We start from the raw sequence: 22,170 nt of genomic DNA on the forward strand, positions 1-22,170 counted from the left end.
CCGGGCGACCGTATCCTGCCGGAAGCGCGGTTTATTCACAATCGATTTAACACATCATTTACATCAAATTTAAATGCAGATGAACACTATTTTCTGGCAGGTTGCACTCTCTCACATTTTTCGCGGTTGCACCTTTTAAAAGTGTTAACTGCCGCAGAGAAAAAGATAGCGTTATTATTTTTCCCAACGTCATACATCTTTCTTTTATTAACATTTCATTCATTTTTAAGCTTGTTATACAGGTCACATTTAACGTGGTTGCACAAAGTTGCAACATAGTGGATATTTCTCGATAACGATAAGCAGTACCTCACTGAACAACAGGAGCAGAAGGCATGGGAACCACCACGATGGGGGTTAAACTGGACGACGCCACGCGCGAGCGGATTAAGTCAGCGGCAACACGTATTGATCGCACTCCGCACTGGTTGATAAAGCAGGCAATCTTTAATTACCTGGAAAAGCTGGAAAACGATGACGCATTGCCTGAACTTCCTGCGCTATTAGCTGGCGCCGCCAACGAAGGCGATGAGTCCACGGCGCCGCAGGAAGAGATCCATCAGCCTTTCCTGGAATTTGCCGAGCAGATCCTCCCTCAGTCCGTCTCGCGTTCTGCCATCACTGCCGCATACCGCCGCTCTGAAACGGACGCGGTTTCGATGCTGATGGAGCAGGCACGTCTGCCACAACCGGTGGCTGAACAGGCTCATAAACTGGCATACCAGTTAGCGGATAAACTGCGTAATCAGAAATCAGCCAGCGGCCGCGCCGGTATGGTGCAGGGGCTGTTGCAGGAGTTCTCTCTCTCCTCACAGGAAGGCGTGGCGCTGATGTGTCTGGCGGAAGCGCTGCTGCGTATTCCGGATAAAGCGACCCGCGATGCCTTAATCCGCGACAAAATCAGCAACGGCAACTGGCAATCGCACATCGGTCGCAGTCCGTCGCTGTTCGTCAACGCGGCAACCTGGGGCCTGCTGTTTACCGGTCGTCTGGTCTCGACCCATAACGAAGCCAGTCTTTCGCGTTCGCTGAACCGCATTATCGGCAAGAGCGGCGAACCGCTGATCCGTAAAGGCGTCGATATGGCAATGCGCCTGATGGGCGAACAGTTCGTCACCGGAGAAACCATTGCCGAAGCGCTGGCGAATGCCCGTAAGCTGGAAGAAAAAGGCTTCCGCTACTCCTACGATATGCTGGGTGAAGCGGCGCTGACCGCAGCCGATGCGCAGGCCTATATGGTCTCCTATCAGCAGGCGATTCACGCGATTGGCAAAGCGTCGAACGGACGCGGGATCTATGAAGGGCCGGGGATTTCAATCAAGCTCTCCGCTTTGCACCCTCGCTACAGCCGCGCCCAGTACGATCGGGTGATGGAAGAACTTTACCCACGTCTGAAATCGCTGACGCTGCTGGCGCGCCAGTATGATATCGGCATCAATATCGATGCCGAAGAGGCCGACCGTCTGGAGATCTCCCTCGATCTGCTGGAAAAACTGTGTTTCGAGCCGGAACTGGCCGGCTGGAACGGGATTGGTTTCGTCATTCAGGCATACCAGAAACGCTGCCCGTTCGTCATTGATTATCTGATTGATCTTGCCACCCGTAGCCGTCGTCGTCTGATGATCCGTCTGGTCAAAGGCGCCTACTGGGATAGCGAGATCAAACGCGCCCAGATGGACGGTCTGGAAGGCTATCCGGTTTACACGCGCAAGGTCTACACCGATGTCTCTTATCTCGCCTGTGCGAAAAAACTGCTCGCCGTGCCGAATCTGATCTACCCGCAATTTGCAACTCACAACGCCCATACGCTGGCGGCTATTTATCAACTGGCCGGGCAGAATTACTATCCGGGACAATATGAGTTCCAGTGTCTGCACGGGATGGGCGAACCGCTGTATGAGCAGGTGACGGGGAAAGTGGCGGATGGCAAACTGAATCGTCCGTGCCGCATTTATGCGCCGGTTGGCACCCATGAAACGCTGCTGGCGTATCTGGTGCGTCGTCTGCTGGAAAACGGCGCCAACACCTCCTTTGTTAACCGGATTGCGGATACCACGCTGCCGCTGGACGAACTGGTGGCCGATCCGGTCGAAGCCGTCGAAAAGCTGGCACAACAGGAAGGTCAGACCGGTCTGCCGCATCCGAAAATTCCGCTGCCGCGCGATCTGTACGGCAAAGGGCGCGAAAACTCTGCGGGGCTGGATCTTTCCAACGAACATCGTCTGGCCTCACTCTCCTCTGCCCTGCTCAACAGCGCGCTGCAAAAATGGCGGGCGTTGCCGATGCTCGAAACACCGGTAGCCGAGGGTGAAATGAGCCCGGTCATCAACCCGGCAGAGCCGAAAGACATCGTTGGCTTTGTCCGCGAAGCCAGTGAAGCCGAAGTGGAACAGGCACTACAAAATGCGGTGAACAACGCTCCAATCTGGTTTGCGACGCCGCCGCAAGAGCGTGCCGCCATCCTCCATCGCGCAGCCGTGTTGATGGAAGGCCAGATGCAACAACTGATCGGCATTCTGGTACGCGAGGCCGGTAAGAGCTTCGCTAACGCCATTGCCGAAGTGCGTGAAGCGGTGGACTTCCTGCACTATTACGCCGGTCAGGTACGTGACGATTTTGATAATGAGACTCACCGTCCGCTCGGCCCGGTGGTCTGCATCAGCCCGTGGAACTTCCCGCTGGCAATCTTCAGCGGACAAATTGCCGCCGCGCTGGCGGCAGGCAACAGCGTGCTGGCAAAACCGGCGGAACAGACTCCCCTTATCGCAGCCCAGGGCATTGCAATCTTGCTGGAAGCGGGTATACCGCCGGGCGTGGTGCAACTGCTGCCGGGACGCGGCGAAACGGTGGGTGCGCAACTGACCTCCGACAGCCGCGTACGTGGTGTGATGTTTACCGGTTCGACCGAAGTGGCGACGCTGCTGCAACGCAATATTGCCACGCGACTGGATGCACAGGGGCGTCCGATTCCGCTGATCGCCGAAACGGGCGGCATGAACGCGATGATCGTTGACTCGTCTGCCCTCACCGAACAGGTGGTGGTCGATGTGCTGTCCTCGGCGTTTGACAGCGCCGGGCAGCGCTGCTCCGCACTGCGTATACTCTGTCTGCAGGATGATATCGCTGACCACACGCTGAAAATGCTGCGTGGCGCGATGGCTGAATGTCGGATGGGCAATCCAGGGCGACTGACCACCGACATCGGTCCGGTTATCGACAGTGAAGCCAAAGCCAATATTGAGCAACATATCCAGTCCATGCGTGCGAAAGGTCGCCCTGTGTTCCAGGCGGCGCGTGAAAACAGTGAAGATGTCCGTGAATGGCAGAGCGGTACCTTCGTGGCGCCAACGCTTATCGAGCTGGAAAGCATTGACGAGTTGCAAAAAGAGGTCTTCGGTCCGGTTCTGCACGTTGTACGTTACAACCGCAATAATCTGGACGCGCTGATTGCGCAGATTAACGCCTCCGGCTACGGTCTGACGCTGGGCGTTCACACCCGCATTGATGAGACTATCGCCCAGGTTACCGGTTCGGCGCACGTAGGCAACCTGTACGTTAACCGTAATATGGTGGGGGCGGTCGTCGGCGTTCAGCCGTTCGGCGGTGAGGGGCTGTCGGGGACCGGGCCGAAAGCCGGTGGTCCGCTCTATCTCTACCGTCTGCTCGCCAACCGTCCGGAAAATGCGCTGTCCATTACCCTGGCGCGTCAGGATGCGGATTACCCGGTGGATGCCCAGCTCAAAGCCGCACTTATCCAGCCGCTGGAAGCACTGAGTGAGTGGGCCGCCGATCGTCCTGCGTTGCGCCATCTCTGCCAGCAGTTTGGCGAACTGGCGCAGGCCGGTACCCAGCGTCTGTTGCCAGGCCCTACCGGAGAACGTAACACCTGGACGCTGTTACCACGTGAGCGCGTGCTCTGTATTGCCGATGATGAGCAGGACGCGCTGGTGCAACTTGCCGCCGTCACCTCGGTCGGTAGTCTGATTTTGTGGCCGGACGATGCCTTCCACCGTGAGCTGGCAAAACGTTTGCCGGCAGCGGTTTCCGCCCGCATTACGTTTGCGAAAACCGACGGTCTGACGACGCAGGCGTTTGATGCGGTGATCTTCCACGGTGATTCCGATCAGCTTCGCGCCTTGTGTGAAGCGGTTGCTGCCCGCGACGGCGCGATTGTTTCGGTGCAAGGTTTTGCCCGCGGGGAAAGCAATATTCTGCTGGAAAGGCTGTACGTCGAACGTTCGTTAAGCGTGAACACGGCCGCCGCAGGAGGTAACGCAAGCCTGATGACAATTGGCTAAGGCTGTGGTTAATTAAGGCTCCGGAAACGGGGCCTTTTTACATCCAGAGGGAATGATGAAACGAATACTACTCACCTGCGCAGCACTCCTGCTTAGCGCTCAGGCGCTGGCCGATGATTGCGCGAATGCCAACACACAAACCGAGATGAACACCTGTGCCGCCGCGCAATACAAGACGGCAGACAAAGAACTGAATGAGACATACCAGAATGCGCTGAAACGCGCGGCCCCGCCGCAGCGTGAACTGCTGAAAAAGGCGCAAACGGCGTGGATCGCCGTGCGTGATGCCGACTGTGCGCTCATCAGTTCCGGCACCGAAGGTGGAAGCGCCCAGGCGATGATCGCCAGTCAGTGCCTGGCGGATAAAACCGCCGAACGTGAAGCGTTTCTTGCCTCTTTGCTACAGTGTGAAGAAGGCGATATGAGCTGCCCGCTGCCACCAGCCAATTAACGGACGCGGATCCCCTCGATAATCATGCGCTGAACGTTTTCAACCGTCTGATTAAAAAAGGCTTCATCACGCAGCGTTGCGCCCGTCACCGCCTCAACCTGAGGCGCAAAGTCGGCGTAATGCTGTGTTGAAGCCCAAATCATGAAGATCAAATGGTGCGGGTCGATCGGCGCCAGTTTGCCACTCTTCACCCACCCGGCAATCAGTGCAGACTTTTCATCAATCAGCATTTTCAGATCGCCCGTCAATTCATCCATTAACAACGGCGCACCGGCCAGCATCTCCATGCAAAAAAGGCGCGAGGCCTGCGGGTAGTCACGGGACACCTCCAGCTTCAGCCGGATGTATTCTTTGATGGCGGCCAGTGGCGCAAAATCTTCCCGAAACGCTTTCAGAGGTGCAAGCCAGATATCCAGAATCTGGCGCAGGACGGCCACATAGAGCGCCTCTTTTGACGGGTAGTAATACAGGAGATTGGTTTTGGACACCCCGGCCTGTTCGGCAATGTGTTCAATGCGGGTGCCGTGAAAGCCATATTGTGAAAACGTATTTAATGCCGCTGTCAGAATCGCTTCGCGTTTCGCGCTGACCGCCTGCGAGCGCTTACCTGTTTTTTTCTCAGCACGTTCGGCCATGCCCTTTCCTTGTTCGGTGAATCTGTCAGTGGCGCATAGTCTGCGTGGCGTTTCCTTCCAGTTCAACCTGACGGGCAAAAAAAACCGCCGGATTTTCCGGCGGCGGTGGCGTCATCACGCAGTAAGGGGAGGCTGAACGTGATGATCGGCAAGTGCGGCAATGCTAGCTATTACGGCTGCCACCACTGCTCTTGCCCCCTTTCTTACCTGCTTCAGAGGCACGCTGCGGGTCGTTTTTAAAATTCCCCCCGCTGTGCTGACCACCTTTCTTACCTGCTTCTGATGCTCTTTCACGGTCTTCGGCAAAATTACCGGAACCGCCTCGATGGTTTGCCATTACTGACCTCCGTCATTGATTAGACATCATATTGCATAGGTACTGAGGAGTGACTCCTCACGCCGCGGATGGCGGATGCCATTCACCTCGCTGCGTGAACCTAAGCTTAGGCAATACAGAGCGTTTGACCCGCTGCTGGTAATATCCTGCAACAGCTTAAGTCCGCGTTAAGGAATAATCGCCACACTTAATCAATAAGCCTTTCTTATGATTAACAAAATTGAGCGACGAAAAATGTATCATTTTGCTACAAAACAAGTAGTCGTAAAATTTGTTATAAATCAAAGAAATGGTAGTGATATTTGCACTCTGAGCGCCACGTCATATCTTTAAAGAGGGTAGCGAATCGCTACAGACACGGTTAATACGAGGAGTAGTACAAATGGCTAAAGTTCTGGTGCTTTATTATTCCATGTACGGACACATCGAAACGATGGCGCACGCGGTAGCGGAAGGGGCAAACAAAGTGGACGGCGCAGAGGTCGTAATTAAGCGTGTACCGGAAACCATGCCAGCTGAAGTTTTTGCCAAAGCCGGCGGCAAAACGCAAAACGCCCCCGTCGCCACCCCGCAGGAACTGGCGGATTACGACGCCATTATTTTTGGTACGCCAACGCGCTTTGGCAATATGTCAGGACAGATGCGTACCTTCCTGGATCAGACGGGCGGCTTATGGGCGTCAGGTGCGCTGTATGGCAAACTCGCCAGCGTTTTCAGTTCCACTGGCACCGGCGGCGGTCAGGAACAAACGATTACCTCCACATGGACTACACTTGCCCATCATGGGATGGTGATTGTGCCCATCGGCTACGCCGCGCAGGAACTTTTTGATGTTTCACAGGTTCGCGGCGGCACGCCTTATGGCGCAACCACCATTGCTGGCGGCGACGGTTCACGCCAGCCGAGCCAGGAAGAACTTTCAATTGCACGTTATCAGGGCGAATACGTTGCCGGTCTGGCAGTGAAGCTCAACGGCTAATCTTCAACAGGAGGACAAGCATGCCAACTCAAGAAGCGAAGGCTCATCATGTCGGTGAGTGGGCAAGTCTGCGCAATACGTCGCCAGAAATAGCCGAAGCCATATTTGAAGTTGCCGGATATGACGAGAAACTGGCAGAAAAGATTTGGGAAGAAGGCAGTGATGAAGTGCTGATCAAAGCCTTTGATAAAACAGATAAAGATTCGCTCTTCTGGGGCGAACAAACCATCGAGCGCAAAAACGTTTAGTCCGTCACTTCCCCCGCTTTCGCGGGGGAAACTCCTTATTTCGCGGCCTCATTCAACAGCGTGTCGAACTTGTCGATCGAACAAAAACCGTTGGCATCAATCGGGCACCCTTTCAGCTCAAGGGTCACTCGCTGCGCCGGCGCTTTCAGCGTCAGCACATCCGCATTACGCAGTTGATCTGAACTCTGATAGACATACTCAATTTTCATCAGATCGCGGTTGGCTTTGCTGTCATGCCAGCGCTGGAAGACAATTTTCCCGCCGATCGGCGTGCGTTCGTTCTGATCATGTAGCTGATAGGGTTTGAATTCCAGTGCGGTAAGCAGTGAGGCGATGTTGGAGTCATGGCCTACCAGCACAGTGATTTTCGGCGCTTTCGCCTGTTCGGTCACCAGCGCTTTGTCGATGTATTTCACCAGCGGTTTCGCCACATTACGCGCGACTTCCGGAGAGGTAAACAGGCTATCCTGGTAGCCGTTCTTCAGTTTCGACAACACCTTCCACTGCTGATCGGACTTAATTTCACCCCAGGCCACCTGATCCATCGGGAAACCTTCGTAGTATTGCAGCGTGAAGGCGTCCACCAGCGAGTTACCCACTTTCAGCGGCCCGGAAACACCGGGTTCCTGCTCATAGTTCGCACTAAAGGTGTCTTTGGCCTCGGTCAGTGAACACTGCTGCTTTTCTTTGCACGATGGCGAGTCTTTGTAGTTGATCATCTGTTCCAGCAACTTGTAGCTGTCATCAAGTTGCATCTGGCTACGCTCTTTTTCCATCGCCTGCACGGCTTTCTCGCGGAAAGCCGCCGAGTCATCGGTGATCACCGGATTAAAGGTTGGGTCCATCGTGCCCATTTTTTCCTGATGATGTACCGGAACATCACAACCTGGGAACGCGCCGGTGATAAAGAACTGGGCGGTCGCCACCGTACGCTGCAGGCTATTGGCGTAGGTATAGACCGTATCCGGTGCCGGGCATTCGCCGGTCTTCACCATCCCCTGCTCAGCCAGCCATTCCCGCATGTAATGACCCATGTACACTTCCAGTACGCCACCTTTGGTGGTGAGTTGCCCGCCCGGCACCTCCCATTCAGGCCACTTATTCGGAGTGGACTGCTCGAGCACGCTACCGTTATTCGCCAGCGGCGCACGTAAGTTATGTCGACTCATCATCAATACTTGCTGTAGCTGATAGCCTTCCGGCGCTGTCTGCGCCTGCGCGGCAGAAGACATCATCACAACCCCTGCCACAGCGGCGGCAATTAACGATTTGTTCATCCCTACGACCTCGTGTTGTTATTCGTCATTCATAAGTGTGACAGATATATGACACTTTTTTGGGAACGAGACCGCAAAATGAGGGATTAGCCTGTCGTTTTAATGCCAAATGCCGACTCCAGCCTGCGGATCCCGGAAGGTGTAAAGGTGACATGGCGGCTTCCCGGCGTCGTTTTGATCCCGCGCAGCGCAATAAACCAGTCCAGCAACGCAGCGCCCAGAACCCCGCCCAGATGATAACGTCGCTCGCTCCAGTCCAGACACCCGCAACTGAATTTGCGTCGTGACGAGCCGGTCTGAACCACGACCCCCAGCGCCGCCAGTTTTTCCTCACCCAGAGGCGTCAGGGTTTCGCCATCCGCCGTCAGCCACTGTCGGGAGACCAGCGTATCAAACAGTCTCACCGCCACTTCTCCGGCCAGATGGTCATAACAGGTTCTGGCCTGACGTAAACTCAGCGGCGTGGTGATTTTTCGCGAGGCCGTTGATGCCCAGGCAACGCCCATCAGACGCTCCAGCAGTTCCGCTATGTCTGCGCTTGCGAGGCGAAAATAGCGGTGTCGCCCCTGGGCGAGAGAAACAACAAACCGCTGCTCGCACAGACGGGCCAGGTGCGCACTGGCGGTTGAAGCTGAGATATCCGCCACCGCACTCAGTTCTGTCGCCGTCCATGCCCGACCATCCATTAACGCGCACAGCATCCGGGAGCGTGACTTGTCCGCCATCACCGCCGCTGTCAGCGCCATTCGTGATTCGAGTTCGCCCTCTTCTTCATTCATTCCTGATAATGTCATGGTGGCCTCGGTGCCTGTGGGAAAAAGTAACGATGGCATGAATGGCTGATTAAGTCACCGCACGGAGTATCATTTCCGCACCGAGCCCCATCAGACAAAACAGGAAACAGCGCTTAAAGACCACGGGGGAGATGACCCGCCGGATACGCGTGCCAGCCCACTGACCGATCAGCGCCGGAATAATGGCGAAGGCCGACACGCTTAGCGACTGTACGGGGAGCGCGCCATGCCACCATAGTCCAAACGCTAACGCCAGCGTGGAAAAAGTAAATGAGATCCCAAGCGCCTGCACCAGTTCATCTTTCTCAAAGCCCAGTGACTGGATCCACGGCACCGCCGGCATCACAAAGACGCCGGTCCCTCCGGTCAACAACCCCGTGGTGAATCCGACAATCAGCGAAAGCGGTTTTTCACGCTTTGGGCTGACCGCGATCCGTTTCCCTGCCAGCGTCCAGAGCGCATAGACTATCAGCGCAAGCCCAAGTGCGAACTGGGTACGGGAGGTATCGCCACCGGTTAGCCAGGCGCTGGCTAACAATGTGGCAATCACTACGGTAAGCAGCATCGGCCATAACCGCTTCAGTAACGTTCGGGTGTTTCCGCCGCCGCCAAACTGAAAAAGATTACTGACCAGCGAAGGCAGTAACAGCATAGCCGCCGCCGCGACCGGCGAGATCAATGAACCGAGGATCCCCATCGCCACGGTGGGCAGACCCATGCCGGTAACGCCTTTCACTATCCCCGCAAGAACAAAGGTCAAGGCAATCATCAAAACCTGGTCGGGGTCGAATGCAAAAAGAAGGGTCATGCTTCAGCGTCCTGTAAGGAGAAGATGACCCATCCTGAATGCTCACGAAGATACTTGCTTCGCCAGCGAACGAAATGTGGTTTCAGCTATTCAGAGATAATGACTTCATGGCGGATGTTACGCGCGCAGTAGGCGGTCCCGTCTTTGAGATATAATTCCTGAAAACGGCTGTTGTCCATCGGTTGCTGCAGTTGCGAACGCTCGGTATCGACAAACTCTTTTTGCACGCGGTAATGCACCGCATCCTGTGTTTCGAATGCGATAAACTCGCGGGTGGCATAGGGTTTATGTTTCAGTTTGACATAGACGATGTACTGCACCGTGCTGAACGTGAGCCCGGTTCGCACGGCAATCTCCTTCAGGGTCAACGGTTCATCGGATTCATACAATGCCTGAACCTGTTGAATTCTCTTCTGGTTATACGCCGACACACGCAAACTGAGTTTCAGCCGGTAAGCCATATTGCGCACCACTGTCACATTGGTGCACAGCATCTGCGCAATGTGTTGCGTCGAGAGGACGCCCGCGTTTTCACACAGGAGAGCCAGGCTCTCGTCGTTCCAGATAAATGCCATCAGCGGTATCCCTCCAGCGAAAACTTATCGCCCCGCGAGACGAGCGAACGTGGCGGCTAATTCCGCCGGTTTACGCATTCCCTGATGCCACTCCAGCACCCGGCCCTGGGGGTCAATCAGGACCGAGGTCGGTGTGCCGATGACCTGATATCGTTCCTGAGTGATCTTCATCTGATCGCGAAGGACCGGATACGACACCTGATGCTTCGCCAGCAGCGCATCCAGGCTGACCGTACCCGGATCGGTATTCACCGCCACCACTACCACGCTATCGCCCCATTTCTGGCTGAGCGTTTCCAGCGAATCCATCTCCGCCAGACAGCCACCGCAGCCTGCCGACCAGAAGTTCAGGTAGATGGATTTTCCCTGCCAGCGGTCCAGTCCGGACTCCTGGCCTTGCAAATCAAAGGCCGCCAGCGCCGGAGCCGTCTCGCCAACGGCCAGTTTTTCCTCTTTACAGCCACTGAGCAATACCGCCAGTGAGAGAATGAAAACGTTAAGCCAGCGCATGTTGCATCGCCTCCTCTCCCTGATACTTTCCGTGTTGCAGACGCAAAATGCGATCGGCAAACTGTCCAAGCGCCGGGTTATGCGTCACCATGACTATCGTGCGCCCCTGGCGGTGCAAATCGGTAAGCAAATCCAACACCCGCTGTTCATTCTCTTCATCAAGGTTGCCCGTCGGTTCATCCGCAAAAATGACCGGCGGCTCATTCACCAGCGCTCTCGCAATACAGACACGCTGCTGCTCCCCACCGGAAAGCTGGCTGGGTAAATGGGTGACGCGGTGCCCAAGACCGACCTGTTCCAGTACTTTTCTGGCCGCAGCTTCATCCACCACACTGTGATAGTGCTGCGCCAGCATGATATTTTCCAGCGCGGTTAAAAAAGGAATGAGATGGAATTGCTGGAACACCAGACCAATCTTCTCGGCGCGAAAACGACGCCTTCCTTCTTCGTCCAGTGCGGCGGCGTCCGTTCCATCAAGGAACACCTGACCTTCCGTTGCGGTATCCAGACAGGTGAGAATGTTCATCAGCGTCGTTTTCCCGGAACCGGAGGCTCCCATAATGGCGACAAACTCCCCTTGTGTAATTCGCAGGTTAATATCATCCAGGGCGGTAACATCGCCAAACCGTTTATAAAGATGACGAGTTTCGATCGCTACCTGTGGAATTTGCGTCACGGACATGGCGCTACTCTCCTTTCAGCACGTTAGCGGGTTCGACGCTGACCGCACGCCGTACCGGAACAATCGCCGCCAGAATGGCGACCAGTAAAGACAATACAAGGGTGATGGGTAGCACCGGCAGACGCAACGAGATTGCCGCATTGAATACCGTCAGTCCCAACAGTTGCGCCAGCAAATAACCCAACAACCAGCCGCACACGACGGCCGCAAGGGCGATAATGCAGGTTTCCAGCAAGATTTGCCGTACGATGTCGCCATTGCTCGCACCCAGCGCTTTTTGCAGAGCGAACTCGCGGGCACGCTCGCCGACTATCGCCATCAGGGTGGTATTCACGCACAGGGAAGAGAGCGCCAGAATCACCAGCGATACCAGCCCCATCAACCCTTTGATCTTATCCAGCACCTGCCCTTCTGAGGCGGAGACTTTACGCACCGGGCGAATCTCCAGATCCGGGTACTGGCTTTGCAGCCGGCTGGCATAGCGATCAACCTGGCCGACATCATTACTTACGCTCAACAGGCCGTGGCTGATTTTCCCCGGCTGATGCAGCCAGGCTTGCGCCACGTCAAGGCTGACGATCAGCATGTTGTCCGTGGCGTCACCGGCTTCAACAATGCCTTTAATCTGCAAATTTTTCCGCTGGTTATGATCGACCAGCGTAACGTTCTCGCCGGGCTGAACGTTGAGGCGCTCCGCCAGCTTGACGCCAATCATCGCGTTGCGATCGTCGAAGCTGACACCAATCCAGCTGCCCTGAACCTGCCAGTAAGGCACCAGTTTTTGTAACGATTCAAACCAGACACCGACGATCACCACTTTTTCCAGTTCGGTACGCGCCATGCCGTATAACCACGGACTGGCACCGTGAACCAGCCCTGGTGGCGCATCATCCAGAAGGGTCTGTAGCTCCTGCTGCGGCATACTCGCGCCGTGCCCCGGCCCGATGTAGAAGTTGGCACCGAAGGTGCGCAACTCTTCACTCATTTTAGTATTGATGTCGAACCATACCGCGCTCAGCGCCGTCACGATGGTTGCCCCCACCATCAGCGCGGCAAAAACCACGCTGACCCGCTGAAAGCGCAGGCGCAGCGCCCGCCACACCAGCAGCCAGAGCATTGTCTGTTTAGCGGCCATAGAGCACCTCCACGGGATAGAGTCGCGCAATACGTCGTGCCGGGAACCAGGTTCCGATCAGGGCAATCAACACCGCAACCACCAGTACACACGGCACCACAATCCAGGCGAAATCGAGCGGCGCGTCGAACAACATAACGCCAATCGCTTTCGCCAGCCCCCATCCGGCAACGCAGCCCAGCGCTCCGCCTGCCAGCCCACTGGAGGCGGCTTCGAGGTAAAAAAGCAACATGATCTGCCACTGGCGCGCGCCAAGCGCCTTCATCAGACCGATCTCTTTGGCGCGCTCCATAATGGTGCTGGTCATTAGCGAGGCAATCCCCATTGCCGATGCCGCCAGCGCAGCAATCGTCACCACCGCCATCAGCAGCTGAATTTTATCAATCACCACCCCTTCAGATGCGGCGACCTGCCAGACCGGGCGTACCTCCGCCCCGGAGATCGCCTCCTCCAGTTGGTGGGCGATGGAAGAAACATAAGCAGTGCAGTACCAGAGGTCGTACTCTTCCGCATTGAGTGCATCCAGATTTTCCCGTGCGCGACGTGAAAGCTCATTTTCCGGTACCGTGAGCGCCGAAACACGAATGGCCTGCACCTTGCCGGGCAACCCCAGCAACGTCTGCGCCGTCGCGAGCGGCATCACCAGTTGGTTATCTTCCTCGCCGCCGCTGGAGAGGATCCCGCTGACGGTGACATGAACTGTTGTACCCGCGTTGTTTAGCGCCAGCGTATCACCCGCTTTCCATCCTGTTTGTCGCGCCAGCGCGTGCCCCACCAGCGTTTGCGGTGGGCTGTTCTCGCCTTCCTGCGGCCAGTCGCCGGTCACCTGCCAGAACGGGCTGACCGTTTTCTGTCCGGTTTCATATCCCTCTTCATCCGGAATATCGACCGGCTGACTGAAGAACGACCCCAGAATGCGCACCACGTTATCGTTCATCGTGACTTCACCGCCCAGCATCGGCGCAAAACCGACAATGTTATTGCGCCAGAAAATATCTTTGATATTTGGCAATTCAGCTTCATCAAGGAAATCTTGCCCCGAGAGCGGATTACTGCTTTCACTAAACAGCGCAGGCAATGCCGCTTGTCCGGCAGGCTCAATCAGGATGTTCGCGCCGTAGGATTTGAGCTCCCTCGACATTTTGTCACCGATGTCGATCGATACCGCCAGCAGCGCCGAGATCAAGCTGGCTGCAAGAAAGACCGTGATAATCGCCAGTCCTTTACGCCGCAGGTTGCGTCCCCAGGATTGTCGTAACATTCGCCACAGCATCGTTACTCCTCCCTCAGTTCAGCAGGAACAAACTGTTCCGGCGTTTTACGGAAACGGTCATAGTTTGCTTCGGAGGAGAAGAACCAGGTCTTACCGCCGTAGCTGTATTTGAAGTCCGCAGAGGTATTGGTCAGAGTTGAACCGTCAACCGGATCGGTGACCTGAATGGTCATCACCGTCGAGAAGTAGTTCACGCCAGCGGCCAGTTCTTTACCGGGGATCACTAACTCTTTTTCATCGTTGTGCCAGTTTTCAATCGGTACCGGATTGCAACCGCCGGGTTTGCCAATGGAAGGGATAAAAATGTGTACCCCGCAGGCGACGCAAATGACCTGATTTCCTTCCATCACATAGCCCTGATCGCCGCACAGCAGACAGGCATCAAACACCACGCCAAAGCGCAGTTTATCGGGATAACGGTTGATGATGAAAAAGCGTACGGCTTTGCCATCGTCAGCCACCCAGACAAAGCGATGCAGTTTACCATCCCGCAGTTGTTCAACAGGCAGGTGGACACTGCCATCGCTGGCGAGCGTTACCGGGATGGCTTGCGAAAGCTGCGGCGGTTGTGACGCAACGTTGTCCCACCACAGTTGCCCGGCAATCACCACCACGGCACAGCCGAAGGTGACGAGCCAAAGTCGCAGCGCATTACGCCGCTGCGCCAGCGCCAGGCGATGAGCAATCGGTTCTTCTGTTGCCCGCGTCTGACGATGGGCGCTTAGCAACGACGGCAGCCAGCACAGCGCCAGAATCAGCAGTAATCCCACCGCCATCCAGTTATAGGCTGGCGCATTATTGGTCACTTTCGCCACAAAGCTCAGCAGCGATTTCGCCAGCGGCAGTACCTGTAGCTTCATCAACAGCAACAGCAAATTACCGCTTAACGGCAGCCATAGCATGACCAGCAGAATGAGAGTGAACGGCCAGTACAGCACGCGGATTCGGCGCAGCAGCATGGCGCAAAGCGCACCCGCCAGACAGAGGATCGCAAAGGCAAGGACCACTGCCGTCAAATTCAGCAGCAGTTCAGTATTCAGGACATGCGTGCTGGTTAAGCCACCGAGATTCGGATCGAGCGCCCAGTGACGCGCTGCGCCAAAGACCATAATCCCCTGCCACAGATAGCGCACACGGTTTCCCGCCCACCAGAAGCTGAGCACAAACAGCAACGTGACCATCACTTCCGTTCCGACCAGTAATAGCTGTACCGGCTGTGAACCGCGCAGCGTCAGTCCTGCCAGCACGCCGGCCACCAGGCTAATAAGCAGCGTCCAGCCCAGAGGGCGTAAGGAAGGGGGAGCGTTTCGACTCCAGAGAACACCGGAAAGTAACGCGATGCAGAAAAAGACCTGTAACGTGGTGACGAAAAAGTAACTCATGACATCGACTCTGAACAGCGGATTGACTCGGCCGGGATGAGTTAGCATCCCGGCGCATCGGTTTTCTTAGTTCAGACCGACGTATTTAAATTCGTAGCTCACATCAAACGGTTTCCACCAGCGACCGACGCCGGTGTCACTGTCGGTGTGACGGTGCATCCCCGCTTTTGACGGTGGTTCAATGTGGTAAGTCACTTTATAGTTGCCCACGCCCATCATCTTGACGTTCGCGCCATAGTGAGGGCCATCGCTGGCGACCATCGGCATAAACGTTCCTTCCTGTTTTTCACCGGTATCGCTGTTGACCAGGGTGTAGCTGATGGTCAGATACGGGATCCACTCACCTGCGCCAAAGCCGTTTTTACTGCCTTCGACCGCGTGAATATCCGCCTCAAGGTGAATATCGGCTTTGGCTGCCGGTAAACCCATGCCGCGCGGTTCCATATCAATTGGCTGCAGATAAACGGCAGCCAGCTCCATTTCATTCATCACAACAGGCTCGCCCGCCGGATACTCTTTAAAGGCGAACGCTGCTGGTGCGGTAAAAATTCCGGCCATTACTGCACTGGCAATCAGGGTTTTCTTCATGGTCATCAGACATATCCTCTCGTCTAAAATCACAACTACAGAGTGTTTTTTATTGTTTCCCCTGGAACGGCGCTTTTTCGCCGCATGACCCACAGCGCAACCAGCGCAGCGAGCAGCAATACTGCCTGCGGTAACAGCGTTTCCACATAGGGATAAATCCCCAGCCAGCTGATTTCCGGGAAACCGTTAATCAACGTTGGCTGGAAAAGTTTGCCTTCCACCAGCTCCAGTACGCCTTTGCCCGCAAACACGAAGGCCATCAGGTACATGAAACTGCCGGTAAACATAAAGAAGGGTTTCAGCGGCAAACGCACCACCGAATAACGCATGACCAGCCACGCTGCCAGTAATACGACACAGCCAATGACAAAGCCCGCGCCAATCGCCATGTGTCCGGCGACATCTTTGGCATCGCCGATCAGGGCGTAGTAGAACAGAACCGTTTCGGCGCCTTCGCGATAGACAGCGAGGAAACTGGTCAGCCACAACCCCACCAGCGACCCTTTCGTCAGCGAGTGAGACAGCTTGCCTTCCAGCCAGGCCTTCCAGTGTCGGGCTTCCACTTTGGACAGCAGCCAGTAGCTCATGAAGAACAGCATCACGACCGCAATCAACATCGTAATACCTTCCAGCAGTTCCCGACTGGCGCCCGAGTTGGTGAACAGCAACTGGAAAATCACTGCGGTGATCACGCTGGCGACCAGAGCTACGATCACCGACTGGCGAATCAGCGGCAGCTTATCCTGATGATTGTTTTTCACCATGTAGGCGACAATCGCCGCCACGATCAGCAGGGCTTCCAGCCCTTCACGGACGATGATCATCAGGCTGTAAAGCAGTAGGCTCCATTGCGTCTCTTCACCTTCACCAAGCATCGTCACCGCTTTTTGCAGATCCAGCTCGAGCGCACTCGCTTCGGACTGGAGTCTTTCTGCCGGCTGACCGACTTTCATTAAGCTGACCAGACGGGTGAAGTAGGCTTCCAGCGTGGTTTTGAACGCCGAATCACGGGAGCCGATTTTGTTTTCCATGCCGCTGGCTTCGAAGCGATCGAAATAACTATCCTGAACATCCAGAATGGCATTCTGTGTCTCGCCGCGTTGATACCGAGCAATGGCGTCCTGAATGCTCTGATTGATTCCACCCGCCACCTCACCCCAGTTTGCGCGCGAGCTCTCCTCCTCCACCGCCGGACCGTTGTCCGCAGTTTGTGGAGCCGCAATCTGCTGATCGTCGCGGGTCGTCGGTAAGCCAGGCAGAATATCCTCAATGTCCTGTAACAGCGTAGTGACCTGATAAGAGACGTCGTTGAGGCGATCCGGTTGGGCGGCAAGGGCAATCAGTGCGGAAAACTGTTGGTTGATGGCGGAGGCATCTTTGGCCGAGCGATTCTGCCTGACCGACATTTCCATCTCAGAGTTTTTGAATCCCTGATAGTGCGCCTGCTGAACGTGCTGACTGGCCGTAGCGTAGTTCCCGGCCTGATAGTCATTCACCGCCTGGGCCAGCAGATCGTCGATAATACGGAAGCTCTCTTGCCAGTGGACCGCGATATCCATTCGGGTCAGCGCGGTGTGCTGCTCTTCCGCCACCAGTCGGTGTCCGCCGTCCAGCACCGGTTCGACTTCACGTAACGATGCCTTCAGCCAGTCGATTCGCGACTGCACATCAGCGAGCGGTTTTTTCTCGCCAATCATCCGCCGGATTTCACCGAAAGCGCTCTCCATTTCGTAACTTTTACTGGCGGAAATATTAATACGGATGGGACCTTCAAGATTTTCAAACACCTCAAAGTAGGCCATTTGCACCGTTCGTCGCGCCTCATCGGTGTGCTGTTGAGAATAAAGTTCTGCTGTTTTATCAAGACGTTGCTCAATATCCTCAATAAACGGAGCATAGTTTGTCGCAGCCCATACGCTAAAGCATATGAGCAGACTGAAGAGAGTCACCAGCAGTGAGAGGCAAAACTTACGCACGATACGCACCAAATAACACAAATGATAATTATTATCATTATCGGTTTTTATTGGCGTTGTACATGACCTGGATCATAAAAATGTCAACGGGTGACAAGTTATGTAAATTTATTTCATCGATATGTGATGGAGGGCGAAATCTGACGGCGGATAATATACGCCACCCTACCGTCAGGAATTGAATGATTACGTTGCGTGAATCCGAAAAAATAATCATACTGCGCCTGGTGGCTTAAAGTAAATTAATCAAAAGCGCACATTATTCAGCGATACAACATCTCCGGGTCTTGTTTCAGTCGCTGCAAAAATGGGCCATAGCCCTGTTCACTGATCCAGTAGTTAATACTTCTCTCAACGCCCGTTGACGTCAGCGTCGCCCCAGAAATACCATCAACGGTATATTCGTTATGCTTCACTGATTTTTTTTGAACTATTTTCAACGCCGGACTTCCATTATCATCAGCCACTTTTTTACCCGGCCATTGTTGACGCCAGCTTTCATCTTTCACTCTGGCCCCCAGAAATGGCGTCTCCCTCTGCTGATAATAATACAGATTGTTCACCGTACGGCCGTCCAGTCCCAAAGAGAGAAATGCGTGCATCATCGATTTCGCCCCTTTGCCCGAAACAGGAATGATAACCTGCTGAATCTTATTATACTTATCTTTTACCAGATAAACTTCCGCCAGCGTACAGCGCTGACGAATCTGTGCAGGGTCCTGCTCCGGTATAAGTTTTTTACAACTCTGTGCAGCTGTTTTATCCGTCACCCACTCGCCAGAATCCAGATTCAGCGTTCGCATGACAATCGCGCGCTGATATAAACTCTCGATCGATTTTTTACCCTGAGAATCCGTCTTAAATAAGCCCGCAGCCTGTAAAACAGCGACTTTTTTTTCCTCTTCCGTCGGCGCAGTCACTTCCCCCTGGAACAACATAAACCAGGCGATCGCGGTCAAAAAAATAAGGACACAAAGCACCATCATTGATGCAATAATAATTTTAGTTTTGCGCATTTCTTTATAATCCCTGTAAGCATTAACATCGTTATATCGCCACATGATATGCCATCACTCATCGTCATTTGCAATGACAAAAGCCGAGAAAATATTGATTAAGCCCGTTTACTTTCTGCCTTAAATATTTTAATCGCATGTTGTTACGACTATTTATGGTGTAAAAAAAGCCGGGTTTCCCCGGCCTTCACTCAACGCATTTTCGCCCACCACAGGCGCAAGACCATGCCCCAGTAGCTGGTCCAGCCGCTGGTCGTTGATACGACCTGCCCTTTGGACACCACGACCAGCGTGGGGGTCACGCTGATATCCCAGTTGCGGGCGAACGTGCCGCTGACGTCATTGACCACCGGGAAAGAGAGCCCTTTACGCGCCATCCAGTCCGCGAGCATCCGGTCATCTCCCGAACGCAGCGCGAGGGTCAGCACGTTTTCCCCTTGCGCCTGCAAGCGTGCCACGTCCGGCGTGGTATAACGGCAGACGCCGCACCAGGTCGCCCAGAAATAGATGAGTAGCGGCTCTTCCTCGCTTAATGCCGCCAGCGTCACCTGTTCGCCATCCAGCGTGGTGAGCGGCGTACTGTCGAAAGAAGCCGGTGCCTGCGGCGCGCGCCAGGCATCCATCAGCAGCATCCCGCCCGCTAACAGGGCCAGAAAAATCAGCCCTTCACGCAGCCAGCGCCGTAACTTACTGATCATTTGCCACCGCCAGCTTTTCCTTGACGACCTCTTCAAGCACCTCCCAGGAGACCGCTCCGGGGAGCAATTCATCGCCAACGATTGTCGCCGGTGTGCCCTGGACGCCAACCAGACGTGCCAGTTGCAGATTGGTACTCAGCGTTTCATTGCTTTTTTCATCCAGCGTGACCGGGCTGGCTCCCGCTTTCTCCTGCGCTTGCTTAATGCTGACGTCAGTGTGATATCCCTTCTTTTGCATCAGCTTTTCATGCAGCGCGAGGAACTGCTGCGGATGTTCACGCCAGGTGGTAAGCGCCGTTCGGGCAGACAGTACTGAACTTTCGCCTTTGAAAGGCAGCGGTTTGACGATCACCACCACATCAGGGTATTTCATCACGATTTTCTCCAGCAGCGGATCAAGCTGTTTGCAGTACGGACAGTTGTAATCCGTGAAATTCACCAGCGTCAGTTTTGCCTGTTTTGCACCTATGCGCGGGCTGGCCGGATCGTTAAACAACGCTTCATGAATAAGGGCTTCTATCTGTTTTTCCTGTTCCGGGGTAAACGGCGCGGCTTCTTTGGCGGCGCTGGACAGACTGAACAGAGAAAACAGGAGGATTATCAGGAATTTCATGGCGTTTCTCCTTTCGCGTCGGACAGCGTTTTTAACAGACCGTCGCGCGATAATAACGTTGGCAGCGCCTGACCTTGCTGTAAGCCGGGGCCATAAATTTGGTTATACGGTACGGCGACCTGGCCGCGGGATTTCAGAAACGCGGTGATGTCATCAGATGGCAGCGTCCAGTCGCCGCGCAGGGCCACCACGTCCGACTGCTGTAGCGCTTTTTGCACCTCAGGTGTATTCAATACGTTGTATTTATTGACCTTGCAGGTAATGCACCATTCAGCGGTCACGTCGATAAACACGCGCTGATGCTGCGTAAGCGCGTCAGTGATCGCCTGCTCGCTCAGCGGCTGCCAGCGGACACTTTCTTTCGCCGCACTCTGAGAAGTAAAGCCCAGATGCGGCAGAAGCAGCGTTGCCAGCCAGAGGGCCGAACCGAGCATCATTAAGCCGAGCAGGCGTCGTAGTCCGTTCATCCAGCGTCCCGGCTTCGGCAGACGAAGCGCCAGACCCGGACGCAGGGCGACCAGCAACCACGGCAGGCTCATCCCAACGCCGAGGGCGAAGAAAAGCCCCCACAACACGGGCAGCGACGCCGCCAGCGCTACCGCCACCGCCGTACCGAGAAACGGCGCGCTGCACGGTGTCGCCAGCAGCGTGGCGAACGCGCCCTGCCAGAAATGCCCCGCCAGGCCTTCGCCGCCGTAAGTCGCCAGTCGGGTGGACATGGATGACGGCAGGCGAAATTCAAACAGGCCGAACAAACTGGCGCTGAAGGCAAGCATCACCAGGACCATCGCGCCAATAAACCACGGATTCTGGAACTGGATCCCCCAGCCCAACGCCTGATTACTCAGGCGAAGCACGGTCATCAGCAGCGCCAGAGCCATAAAGGAGAACAAAATACCGCCTACCGAGGCGAGGAACTGGCGGCGGACCTGTTGACGGTTTTTCTCTTCGACGAGCAAAATCGATCCCAGTTTCATCCCCAGCACCGGCAGCACACAGGGCATCAGATTGAGGATCAGACCGCCCGCCAACGCCATCAGAATCACCTGCCAGAACGGCTGTCCGGCGGGATCCGCCCCCGACGCGTCGCCAACGATAAGTTGGCTTTCCTGCGCCACGCCGTTATCCGCCAGCACCAGTGAGAGTGTCCTGCCGCGCAGATTCGGCGCCCCTTCCCCCCAGCTATCGTGAACCGGGACCGTCGCACGGAGTTTGTCGCCATCGACCCGGATAAGCGGTTTGGCGAAATCCGCATCCTCAGCGCTATCAAGAAAGAGTGCCGGCGCACTCCAGCCACCGCTGCGCTGTGCCTCGATGATCAACTCACCATCGCGCGCACCGGCGCTCAGCGTTTGCGTCAGACCATGCGCCAGAGGCACGCGCCCCATCGCCTGTGCATAGTCATGCGCAAACCCGGCATCCTCCTGCGAAGGCGTGAGCGAGAACGGGTAGTCGGTCAGCAAACAGACGTTGCTACAGGTGGAGAGCGTCAGCACGCCGGAAAGGCTGGCGGGGGCTCGTCCACGTACCACCAGCGGAAAGGTAACCTGCTGGTGATAGCCCTGCGTGGTGATCCCAGCGACGTCAAAACGGGCGGGCGTCGGCCAGAACCAGTCCACCGCAGGCACATCGCCTTTCCAGCTCACCGATGGCGCAACGCCACCTTCCCCCGGCGAACGCCAGTAGGTTTTCCAGCCGTCTTCCAGTTTAACGTCGATGAGTAGACGGGTTTCCCCCTGTGCGGACGTATCAGCACGCAGTCGTACGCTGGCATGATCGTTCTGTTCAGAACGAAGCCAGCCGCTCTCAGCCGCCCATGACAAAGGCAGCCAGAGGAATAACAGGCAGAGCAGTCCCTGCCTGATGGCAAATATCATGATTTTTCTCCATAAATG

At 55.4% G+C, this 22,170-nt stretch carries 21 protein-coding genes; 4 read left to right on the forward strand and 17 right to left on the reverse strand.

Annotated features, from left to right (window positions below; translation table 11 throughout):
• The first annotated feature begins 335 nt into the window (after positions 1–335).
• Both putA and QNN88_RS07705 read left to right on the forward strand, forming a co-directional pair.
• Entirely contained in the window at positions 336–4,298 is a 3,963-nt protein-coding gene (putA, locus tag QNN88_RS07700) for a trifunctional transcriptional regulator/proline dehydrogenase/L-glutamate gamma-semialdehyde dehydrogenase (RefSeq protein ID WP_414239687.1), read from the forward strand.
• A 55-nt stretch (positions 4,299–4,353) separates the two neighbouring features.
• Positions 4,354–4,749, forward strand: coding sequence for a lysozyme inhibitor LprI family protein (locus QNN88_RS07705; protein WP_414239808.1), 396 nt, complete (start codon positions 4,354–4,356; stop codon positions 4,747–4,749).
• Here the strand turns inward: QNN88_RS07705 and rutR are convergent.
• Both rutR and QNN88_RS07715 read right to left on the reverse strand, forming a co-directional pair.
• Positions 4,746–5,384 (reverse strand): HTH-type transcriptional regulator RutR, encoded by a 639-nt coding sequence (gene rutR, locus QNN88_RS07710; protein WP_414239688.1) that lies wholly within the window; start codon positions 5,382–5,384, stop codon positions 4,746–4,748. The genes QNN88_RS07705 and rutR overlap by 4 nt on opposite strands.
• Positions 5,385–5,547: 163 nt before the next feature.
• Positions 5,548–5,721, reverse strand: a complete 174-nt coding sequence (locus QNN88_RS07715) for a general stress protein (protein ID WP_043001044.1) — start codon at positions 5,719–5,721, stop codon at positions 5,548–5,550.
• A gap of 382 nt (positions 5,722–6,103) precedes the next feature.
• On the opposite strand from QNN88_RS07715, the gene wrbA reads away from it, so the two are divergent.
• Positions 6,104–6,700, forward strand: a complete 597-nt coding sequence (wrbA, locus tag QNN88_RS07720) for an NAD(P)H:quinone oxidoreductase (protein WP_414239689.1) — start codon at positions 6,104–6,106, stop codon at positions 6,698–6,700.
• A gap of 20 nt (positions 6,701–6,720) precedes the next feature.
• Positions 6,721–6,948, forward strand: coding sequence for a YccJ family protein (locus QNN88_RS07725; protein ID WP_336218631.1), 228 nt, complete (start codon positions 6,721–6,723; stop codon positions 6,946–6,948).
• Between the two features lie 35 nt (positions 6,949–6,983).
• Here the strand turns inward: QNN88_RS07725 and agp are convergent, their stop codons facing one another.
• From agp to QNN88_RS07800, 15 genes are all read right to left on the reverse strand, one after another.
• A complete protein-coding gene (gene agp / locus QNN88_RS07730; protein WP_414239690.1) occupies positions 6,984–8,225 on the reverse strand; it encodes a bifunctional glucose-1-phosphatase/inositol phosphatase in 1,242 nt (413 codons plus the stop codon).
• An 86-nt stretch (positions 8,226–8,311) separates the two neighbouring features.
• Complete coding sequence (locus QNN88_RS07735) at positions 8,312–9,019, reverse strand: ArsR/SmtB family transcription factor (protein WP_414239691.1); 708 nt, start codon at positions 9,017–9,019, stop codon at positions 8,312–8,314.
• A gap of 49 nt (positions 9,020–9,068) precedes the next feature.
• The gene (locus QNN88_RS07740) at positions 9,069–9,827 is read right to left on the reverse strand and encodes a sulfite exporter TauE/SafE family protein (RefSeq protein ID WP_414239692.1); all 759 of its coding nucleotides are present in this window, start codon (positions 9,825–9,827) and stop codon (positions 9,069–9,071) included.
• 86 nt (positions 9,828–9,913) lie between these two features.
• Positions 9,914–10,402: a hypothetical protein gene (locus QNN88_RS07745; RefSeq protein ID WP_414239693.1), complete on the reverse strand. Its 489-nt coding sequence runs from the start codon at positions 10,400–10,402 to the stop codon at positions 9,914–9,916.
• A 24-nt stretch (positions 10,403–10,426) separates the two neighbouring features.
• Positions 10,427–10,912 (reverse strand): TlpA family protein disulfide reductase, encoded by a 486-nt coding sequence (locus QNN88_RS07750; RefSeq protein ID WP_414239694.1) that lies wholly within the window; start codon positions 10,910–10,912, stop codon positions 10,427–10,429.
• Positions 10,899–11,594, reverse strand: coding sequence for an ABC transporter ATP-binding protein (locus QNN88_RS07755; RefSeq protein ID WP_061077124.1), 696 nt, complete (start codon positions 11,592–11,594; stop codon positions 10,899–10,901). Before QNN88_RS07755 ends, QNN88_RS07750 begins: the two co-directional genes overlap by 14 nt.
• 4 nt (positions 11,595–11,598) lie before the next feature.
• Positions 11,599–12,729, reverse strand: coding sequence for an ABC transporter permease (locus QNN88_RS07760; RefSeq protein ID WP_414239695.1), 1,131 nt, complete (start codon positions 12,727–12,729; stop codon positions 11,599–11,601).
• Positions 12,719–14,002 carry an ABC transporter permease gene (locus QNN88_RS07765; protein ID WP_414239696.1) on the reverse strand — a complete coding sequence of 428 codons (1,284 nt, stop codon included), beginning with the start codon at positions 14,000–14,002 and terminating at the stop codon, positions 12,719–12,721. The genes QNN88_RS07760 and QNN88_RS07765 overlap by 11 nt, the downstream gene beginning before the upstream one ends.
• Before the next feature lie 2 nt (positions 14,003–14,004).
• On the reverse strand, positions 14,005–15,384 hold the full coding sequence (locus QNN88_RS07770) for a Fe-S-containing protein (protein ID WP_414239697.1): 1,380 nt from the start codon (positions 15,382–15,384) through the stop codon (positions 14,005–14,007).
• Positions 15,385–15,450: 66 nt separating this feature from the next.
• Positions 15,451–15,978, reverse strand: a complete 528-nt coding sequence (locus QNN88_RS07775; RefSeq protein ID WP_042319779.1) for an iron transporter — start codon at positions 15,976–15,978, stop codon at positions 15,451–15,453.
• 29 nt (positions 15,979–16,007) lie between these two features.
• The gene (locus QNN88_RS07780) at positions 16,008–17,948 is read right to left on the reverse strand and encodes an FTR1 family iron permease (RefSeq protein WP_414239698.1); all 1,941 of its coding nucleotides are present in this window, start codon (positions 17,946–17,948) and stop codon (positions 16,008–16,010) included.
• 263 nt (positions 17,949–18,211) lie between these two features.
• Positions 18,212–18,964, reverse strand: coding sequence for an NADH:ubiquinone reductase (Na(+)-transporting) subunit C (gene nqrC / locus QNN88_RS07785; RefSeq protein ID WP_414239809.1), 753 nt, complete (start codon positions 18,962–18,964; stop codon positions 18,212–18,214).
• Between the two features lie 191 nt (positions 18,965–19,155).
• Positions 19,156–19,662, reverse strand: a complete 507-nt coding sequence (locus tag QNN88_RS07790) for a protein disulfide oxidoreductase (RefSeq protein WP_414239699.1) — start codon at positions 19,660–19,662, stop codon at positions 19,156–19,158.
• Positions 19,652–20,275, reverse strand: coding sequence for a DsbA family protein (locus QNN88_RS07795; protein ID WP_414239700.1), 624 nt, complete (start codon positions 20,273–20,275; stop codon positions 19,652–19,654). The genes QNN88_RS07790 and QNN88_RS07795 overlap by 11 nt, the downstream gene beginning before the upstream one ends.
• Positions 20,272–22,152, reverse strand: a complete 1,881-nt coding sequence (locus QNN88_RS07800; protein WP_414239701.1) for a protein-disulfide reductase DsbD family protein — start codon at positions 22,150–22,152, stop codon at positions 20,272–20,274. The genes QNN88_RS07795 and QNN88_RS07800 overlap by 4 nt, the downstream gene beginning before the upstream one ends.
• Positions 22,153–22,170 lie beyond the last annotated feature (18 nt).

Source organism: Citrobacter sp. ANG330 (assembly GCF_047467925.1).
Lineage (GTDB): Bacteria > Pseudomonadota > Gammaproteobacteria > Enterobacterales > Enterobacteriaceae > Citrobacter_A > Citrobacter_A amalonaticus_G.